The 6,426-nt window shown below is 39.8% G+C and carries 6 protein-coding genes and 8 tRNA genes; 13 read left to right on the top strand and 1 reads right to left on the bottom strand.

The features are described from left to right. The first annotated feature begins 14 nt into the window (after positions 1-14). The 9 genes from GY23_RS12215 to GY23_RS12175 all read left to right on the top strand — a co-directional run bounded on the left by GY23_RS12215 (position 15) and on the right by GY23_RS12175 (position 1,553). Positions 15-89, top strand: a tRNA-Asn gene (locus GY23_RS12215). Between the two features lie 7 nt (positions 90-96). Further along, a tRNA-Thr gene (locus GY23_RS12210) sits at positions 97-169 on the top strand. Positions 170-208: 39 nt separating this feature from the next. After that, positions 209-283: transfer RNA gene (locus tag GY23_RS12205), tRNA-Glu, on the top strand. A gap of 13 nt (positions 284-296) precedes the next feature. Further along, a tRNA-Val gene (locus tag GY23_RS12200) sits at positions 297-372 on the top strand. 13 nt (positions 373-385) lie between these two features. Next, positions 386-469, top strand: a tRNA-Tyr gene (locus tag GY23_RS12195). Between the two features lie 12 nt (positions 470-481). After that, positions 482-556 (top strand) — tRNA-Gln (locus GY23_RS12190). A 7-nt stretch (positions 557-563) separates the two neighbouring features. Further along, positions 564-636, top strand: a tRNA-Lys gene (locus tag GY23_RS12185). Between the two features lie 24 nt (positions 637-660). Then, positions 661-733 (top strand) — tRNA-Ala (locus tag GY23_RS12180). Positions 734-1,013: 280 nt separating this feature from the next. Continuing rightward, positions 1,014-1,553: an NADPH-dependent FMN reductase gene (locus tag GY23_RS12175; protein ID WP_075619491.1), complete on the top strand. Its 540-nt coding sequence runs from the start codon at positions 1,014-1,016 to the stop codon at positions 1,551-1,553. A 422-nt stretch (positions 1,554-1,975) separates the two neighbouring features. Here the strand turns inward: GY23_RS12175 and GY23_RS12170 are convergent, their stop codons facing one another. Beyond that, on the bottom strand, positions 1,976-2,857 hold the full coding sequence (locus tag GY23_RS12170) for a LysR family transcriptional regulator (RefSeq protein ID WP_075619490.1): 882 nt from the start codon (positions 2,855-2,857) through the stop codon (positions 1,976-1,978). A gap of 105 nt (positions 2,858-2,962) precedes the next feature. Here GY23_RS12170 and GY23_RS12165 point away from each other — a divergent pair, with 105 nt between their 5' ends. The 4 genes from GY23_RS12165 (at position 2,963) to sigW (ending at position 6,418) form a co-directional block, all read left to right on the top strand. Further along, on the top strand, positions 2,963-4,021 hold the full coding sequence (locus GY23_RS12165) for a citrate/2-methylcitrate synthase (RefSeq protein WP_075619489.1): 1,059 nt from the start codon (positions 2,963-2,965) through the stop codon (positions 4,019-4,021). Between the two features lie 45 nt (positions 4,022-4,066). Next, on the top strand, positions 4,067-4,651 hold the full coding sequence (locus GY23_RS12160) for a GNAT family N-acetyltransferase (RefSeq protein WP_211270671.1): 585 nt from the start codon (positions 4,067-4,069) through the stop codon (positions 4,649-4,651). Between the two features lie 67 nt (positions 4,652-4,718). Beyond that, positions 4,719-5,624 carry an arginase gene (gene rocF, locus GY23_RS12155; RefSeq protein WP_075619488.1) on the top strand — a complete coding sequence of 302 codons (906 nt, stop codon included), beginning with the start codon at positions 4,719-4,721 and terminating at the stop codon, positions 5,622-5,624. 230 nt (positions 5,625-5,854) lie between these two features. Further along, entirely contained in the window at positions 5,855-6,418 is a 564-nt protein-coding gene (gene sigW, locus GY23_RS12150; RefSeq protein WP_075619487.1) for an RNA polymerase sigma factor SigW, read from the top strand. Positions 6,419-6,426 lie beyond the last annotated feature (8 nt).

The following is a 6,426-nucleotide window of genomic DNA, read 5'->3' as shown; positions in this document are numbered from 1 at the left end:
TTTTTTATTTCTGTTCCGAAGTAGCTCAGTGGTAGAGCAATCGACTGTTAATCGATTGGTCGTAGGTTCGAGTCCTACCTTCGGAGCCACTTTCTTGCTTCCATAGCTCAGCAGGTAGAGTGCTTCCATGGTAAGGAAGAGGTCACCGGTTCGAGCCCGGTTGGAAGCTTTTTTCCAAAAAATACATACTCGTTATGCATACATAAATGGCCCCTTGGTCAAGCGGTTAAGACACCGCCCTTTCACGGCGGTAACACGGGTTCGAATCCCGTAGGGGTCACCATTTTCTTTTTATTGGAGGATTAGCTCAGCTGGGAGAGCATCTGCCTTACAAGCAGAGGGTCGGCGGTTCGAGCCCGTCATCCTCCACCATATTTTTACCCTTGGAGGGGTAGTGAAGTGGCTAAACACGACGGACTGTAAATCCGTTCCTTCGGGTTCGGCGGTTCGAATCCGCCCCCCTCCACCATTTTTAAATTATTGGGGTATAGCCAAGCGGTAAGGCAACGGATTTTGATTCCGTCACGCCCTGGTTCGAATCCAGGTTCCCCAGCCATATTCTCGAGCCATTAGCTCAGTTGGTAGAGCATCTGACTTTTAATCAGAGGGTCGTAGGTTCGAATCCTACATGGCTCATTTTTTATGTGACTCACTCTTTTAGGGGCCTTAGCTCAGCTGGGAGAGCGCCTGCCTTGCACGCAGGAGGTCAGCGGTTCGATCCCGCTAGGCTCCATATTTTTTAATACATATTAAATCCTTTCCATATTAATTGGAAAGGTTTTTTTTTTCTGAAACTCCAAACTAAACTACATTTAGAATAAGCCGTATTTCTTTAAACGCAGATAATCCAGGTGTACAATATGATGCGTGCTCCTTTTTGAGTAGAAATATTTCATGTTCATGCGTAAACTCAGAATGAATGACAGCACACATAGATTTATGGACTAATTTTTAATAGACGGAATACCAACAGTATGACAAGAAAAGCAATCAAAGAAAGGTGAAGCTTACACATGAAAATTGTTACGATTGTTGGGAGCATTAGGAAAGAATCGCTTAATATGCAGCTTGCACTGACGATACAGGAACGTTATAAAGATCAGTTTGAGATGGACATACTAGATATCAAAGCGCTACCCTTTTATGATCAAGATGAAGAAAATGATCCACCTCAATCCGTGTTAGAATTTAAAAAACGTGTCGCAGATGCGGATGCAGTCCTTATTATTACACCAGAATATAACTGGTCTATTTCTGGCGTATTGAAAAATGCGATTGACTGGTTGTCAAGAGTCGACAAAGTGATGGCAGGCAAACCAGTGACGTTAGCAGGCGTCGCGGGAGGCCCAATGGGAACTATTCGAGCTCAGTTGCATTTGCGTCAAATTTTGACTGGATTACAAGTTAATATGATGCCTCCGGCAGGAAATGAAGTCTCGATTGGTTTTGCTAATCAAAAATTCGCTTCTGGACGTCTTTCGGACGAACCTACACTGACATTTTTAGATGGAGTTGTCAACAAGTTCGTTGATTTTGTTCATTCATCAAAATAGCTACTATTCAAAAGCACCAGCCTTCACACATGTGAATGCTGGTGTTTTTTTTTTATTAATGCCGATTTAGAGCGAGTGGTTAGCAAAGTTTTAAGAGAAATTGTGGATAAGATCATGTTCCTTTTTCAAGTTGCCCATATTTTATGCTCTAGAAAGAAAGGACTAGTATTTCGATTGTTAGTAAGTCGGTGAATTCATCCACAATATGTGAATATACTGAACTTATTAACAGGGATATCCCCACACCTGTATAACTACAAATTATTTATTGTTGGAGACGGATGATTATTCCCATTTATAGCCTATATAAATGGGGGAAACAGATTAAAACTCTTGATATGCCGAATAAACAAGGAACGACTCCGATTAAAGAGCAATACGTGCAGAATTACTAAGTATTTCACAATTCTCTTTGTCAGGAATTAGCCAAAATAATGTGAAGACAATAATTGAATGAATTCCTGTTCAAGCTCATGTTGCTGCTTCACCAAAACATATGTGGTGACTTTCGGTAATTCAAATAAATCGAAGTGAACATTCATTAATTTTCCTTCTAGGAGTTCTCGTCGCACAATTGAATGGGGCAAAAAAGAGATACCAAGACCCTCCTGGATAAATCGTTTGGTGATATGGGTTTGTGATACTTTCATGGTTCGTATACCGGCCATATGTTTACGTAATTGAAATAGGACATCTTCCCAGAAGACTGGATGGTGGTGTGTCAATAAAGTATAGACGCTTAAGTATTCCATCACATCGATAGTCGGTCCACTTTCATCATCGTAATCGTCCACTGGTGCAATAAATAAAAGAGGTTCCTCGTAAATCGGAATCGATTGAATATGCTTTGCATGTGCATCAATAGCAGAAATTCCTAGATGGACTTTCCCTTTATCCACAAGGCTCTCAATCAAATTCGATTCTTCTACGCGGATGGTGATTTCAAGATCTGGATGTTGATGCATAAATGTTCGTAATATATATGGCAAGATGGTTTCTGCCATTAAAGGACTAATGGCGATTGTCCATTTTCTCCGAAAGCCTTGTTTATATGCGTGAATGAATTGAACACTTTCCTCAAATTGATGGAGAAGTTGATCAGCTTTTTCTACATATAATTTTCCAGCATCGGTCAGAGAAACACGGTTTTTGATGCGTTCAAACAAAGCGATGCCTAAAAATTCTTCCAATAATTTAATGTGAACAGTGACACTTGGTTGAGACATCATCAACTGTTCAGATGTCTTGCGAAAGTTAAGAGTTTTCGAAGCAACACTAAACGTTTTGAGCCATTGAATTTCCATAGTATCGCATCCTTTAATTAAGAAAGTTAATTAATACAATTATAACTATTTAATTTTTCAAATCAATGAGTGTACATATACTTATGGTAAGAGGAGGCGATGGATATGTTTCAAAAAGGATTAAAAGACGTGGTAGCTGTGCATACGAAGATTGCATCTGTGGATGGTGAAAAAGGGGAATTACGTTATCGAGGAGAACTTGTGGATAAGATTATTCCTAACTCAACGTTTGAACAATTGTCCATATATTTATGGACAGGAAAGAAAGAACTAGTATCTCCATTGTTGATAAAAGGTCGAATTCTTCCACAGCATGTGGTTAACTTGCTGCAAGTTTTACCAATAGAACTGCAGGTGATGGATGCCATGAAAACAGCGATTTCTGCTTTTGGGACTCCCGAATTTCTTGGGAAATCGAAATATGAGCAATCTGTGCTATTAACGGCGGCATTACCAGTCATTGTGGCGACCTATTATCGAAAACAGAAAGGGCTTGATCCAATAGAGTCACGAAATGATTTAGGACACACGGCGAACTTTTTATTTTTGTTGACGGGTAATTCCCCAACACGTGCACAAGTCGAAGCACTTGAGACGTATTTGTTATTAACGATGGAGCATGGCTTGAATGCATCTACATTTGCTGCAAGGGTTACAATCTCAACAGAGTCTGATATTCCTTCAGCCATTGTGTCAGCATTGGGTACGATGAAAGGCCCTTTGCATGGGGGAGCACCTTCAGGAGTATTAGATTTATTGGACGAAATGGAAACGTCGGATCAAGTGCGAAATGTCATCGAACGAAAATTAGCAAAAGGGGAACGTATCATGGGGTTTGGACATCGCATTTATAAAACAGAGGATCCACGTTCCATTTTACTTCGTGAAAAATGCCTAGCCCTACAAGGAGAGGATGCATGGTTGGATCTCGCGACATATGCCGAAAAAGAAATCATACAGCTGTTAAATGAGCGTAAGCCAGGTCGTGGATTGTATACCAATGTGGAGTTCTATGCAGCTGCTATTATGCGAGCAATCAATCTGGATCCTTTACTGTTCACGCCTACTTTCAGTGTGGCAAGAGTTGTTGGATGGACAGCGCATGCAATGGAACAAGCCGAAGACAATACATTATTTAGACCGCAATCTGTTTATATTGGCTAAAGTTTTATATAATTCTAGGAAAAGCCAATTAGAGGAGTTGCCTGTATGAGTTTGATATTAAAACATGATGACGTAACGTTACGACCAATGAAAGAAGCTGACATTCCACGTTTATGGAACTTGGCGACTCCAGAAACTTTTACACATATGGTCAATCAAATTCAATCGTATGAAGAGTTCGAGAAGTGGATGGGTGCAGGTTACAAACAAATGCAAACCACCGATCAAGTCATTACTTTTGTAGTAGCACACTCAAAAACAGATGAGTTACGTGGGTCAACTCGTCTTTATAATATTGATTACGTGAATAATACGTGTGAAGTTGGATCGACTTTCTATGGCAAATCGTTTCAACGCACGCATGTAAATACTACGTCTAAGTGGTTGTTACTTACGTATGCCTTTGAAAAGCTGGGAATGATTCGCGTGCAAATAAAGACCGATGAACAAAACCTGGCATCACAAAAAGCAATTGAGCGATTAGGTGCTGTCAAAGAAGGCATTTTACGAAATGAACGAATTCGCTCTACTGGTAACCCGCGTAATGCAGTCGTGTATTCCATCACTGATGAAGAATGGCCAATTATCAATAATAAGTTGATAGATATGATGAATAAACATGCAATATAGTGTGAGGTTGAGCCAACACCCCTTCACGTTTTACAATGGAGATACGTAAGTGAGGGGGAATTAAAAAATGAATAAATTGAACATTTCATTAATAGGAGTTCCAATGGACTTAGGACAAGCTCGACGTGGTGTCGATATGGGACCAAGTGCAATCCGATATGCTGGAGTAATAGAACGTTTAGAAGCAATCGGTCATCAAGTGACGGACGAAGGCGATATCAAGATTGCATCTTTTAATAGTAAAACAGAGCCTCATGCAATCCTGCGTAATAAAAAAGAGGTTCTAGAAGCTTGTAATGCCCTTGCAAATAAAGTAAATGAAGTAATGGAAAACGACCAATTCCCATTGGTTCTTGGCGGAGACCATAGTATTGCCATCGGAACACTAGCGGGTCTGGGCGATCGCTATGAAAACCTAGGAGTCATTTGGTACGATGCACATGCTGATTTAAATACAGGAGAAACATCTCCATCCGGTAATATTCACGGAATGCCACTTGCTGTGAGTATCGGTTTAGGTGACGATGATTTAGTGAATATTCGTGATTTTGCACCGAAAATCAAGCCGGAAAATGTAGTAATAATTGGTGCACGTTCAGTTGATCCAGGAGAGCGTGAATTGATTAAAGAAAAAGGAATTAAAGTTTTCACAATGCATGAGATTGATAAACTTGGAATGACAGAAGTAATGAACCAGGCCATGTGGTACTTAAAAGACCGCAATGTGAATGGGGTTCATTTATCTCTTGATTTAGATGGTTTAGATCCACTCTTTACACCAGGCGTAGGAACTCCAGTTCCGGGTGGGATAACCTACCGAGAAAGCCATTTAGCTATGGAGATGTTATTTTCGAGCAAAATGATTACTTCTGCTGAATTTGTAGAAGTTAATCCAATCCTAGATGAGCAGAACAAAACGGCTGATGTGGCCGTTGCACTAATGGGTTCATTATTTGGAGAAAAATTAGTTTAAAATAGAGACTGCTCGACCAAGCGTATTCAATACGTGGTCGAGCAGTTTTTTATTCAATTCATGAAACTTGTAATGTAAATGTGTCGTATATAAAAAGTAACGCCTTTTCTGGAATTGTAAGTATTTAGTAATATATTCTGATATAATTAAATTAATATAAAATATATGAAACCTGTCGAACCTTTAGCTCGTATAGGTAAGACAGCCGCATGAGCGGAGGGAAAATCACGATGGATGCGTTGATCAACAAACGAATAAAAGAAGTGTTAAAAGGCGATCAAAACGCATTCGCGGAGATTGTCGAGTTATTCCAGGATAAATTATATCGTGTTTGTTACCGAATGTTAGGCAACAAACATGAAGCGGAAGATATAGCACAAGAAGCATTTGTCCGGGCATTTATTAACATTCATACGTTTGATACGAAACGGAAATTTTCAACTTGGTTGTATCGTATTGGTACCAATTTATGTATCGATCGCATTCGAAAGAAGAAACCGGATTATTTTCTAGATGCAGAGGTTGCGGGTGCGGAAGGATTGAATATGTACTCACAAATTGCGGCAACCGGTGAATTACCAGAAGAAGAAGTGTTAAAGATGGAAATGCAGGACCGTGTTCAATATGAAATTAGTCGACTGCCTGATAAATATCGTGCAGTTATTGTACTTAAATATATGGAAGATTTACCGCTCCAAGAAATTAGCGATATTTTAGAGATGCCACTTGGAACAGTGAAAACCCGTATCCATAGAGGTCGTGAAGCGCTAAGGAAGCAATTGAGTAACATGTAGGAGGGAAT

Source organism: Paenisporosarcina indica (assembly GCF_001939075.1).
GTDB classification, from domain to species: domain Bacteria; phylum Bacillota; class Bacilli; order Bacillales_A; family Planococcaceae; genus Paenisporosarcina; species Paenisporosarcina indica.
This window is presented reverse-complemented; position numbering and strand designations above follow the sequence as displayed.

Excerpts from the sequence above, each read along its gene's own strand:
- GY23_RS12175 (WP_075619491.1), top strand. The coding sequence starts at position 1,014 with ATGAAAATTGTTACGATTGTTGGGAGCATTAGGAAAGAATCGCTTAAT.
- GY23_RS12170 (WP_075619490.1), bottom strand. The coding sequence starts at position 2,857 with ATGGAAATTCAATGGCTCAAAACGTTTAGTGTTGCTTCGAAAACTCTT.
- GY23_RS12165 (WP_075619489.1), top strand. The coding sequence starts at position 2,963 with ATGTTTCAAAAAGGATTAAAAGACGTGGTAGCTGTGCATACGAAGATT.
- GY23_RS12160 (WP_211270671.1), top strand. The coding sequence starts at position 4,067 with ATGAGTTTGATATTAAAACATGATGACGTAACGTTACGACCAATGAAA.
- rocF (WP_075619488.1), top strand. The coding sequence starts at position 4,719 with ATGAATAAATTGAACATTTCATTAATAGGAGTTCCAATGGACTTAGGA.
- sigW (WP_075619487.1), top strand. The coding sequence starts at position 5,855 with ATGGATGCGTTGATCAACAAACGAATAAAAGAAGTGTTAAAAGGCGAT.